Origin of the sequence: Corallincola platygyrae, assembly GCF_039544265.1 — a bacterium.
In the GTDB taxonomy this organism is placed as follows: domain Bacteria; phylum Pseudomonadota; class Gammaproteobacteria; order Enterobacterales; family Neiellaceae; genus Corallincola; species Corallincola platygyrae.
In genome coordinates, this window is the sequence record NZ_BAABLI010000018.1 from 1 (window position 1) to 512 (window position 512).

A 512-nucleotide genomic window follows, 5' to 3' on the forward strand; every position below is an offset into this window, starting at 1 on the left:
ACAGTACCACGGCCTGAGATTGAGAATACGTCTTCGATTGGCAGCAGGAACGGCTTATCGATGTCACGCTCTGGCTCTGGGATGTAAGAATCCAGCGCTTCTGCCAGCTCGATGATCTTGTCTTCCCACTCTTTCTCGCCTTCCAGAGCTTTCAGAGCTGAACCCTGAATTACTGGCAGGTCGTCACCTGGGAAGTCATAGTCAGACAGCAGTTCACGAACTTCCATCTCTACCAGCTCAAGCAGCTCTTCATCATCTACCATGTCACACTTGTTCATGAATACGATGATGTAAGGTACGCCTACCTGGCGACCCAGCAGGATGTGCTCACGAGTCTGAGGCATTGGACCGTCAGTTGCTGCTACTACCAGGATCGCGCCGTCCATCTGGGCAGCACCGGTGATCATGTTTTTCACGTAGTCAGCGTGTCCAGGACAGTCAACGTGCGCGTAGTGGCGAGTTGGCGTGTCATATTCAACGTGAGAAGTTGCGATGGTGATACCACGCTCACG

General features: G+C 52.7%; 1 protein-coding gene. It reads right to left on the minus strand.

The genetic code is table 11. The annotated features are described in order from the left end of the window. A partial coding sequence (locus ABEA14_RS16075; protein WP_345341351.1) for a GTP-binding protein occupies positions 1-512 on the minus strand: 512 nt, incomplete at both ends.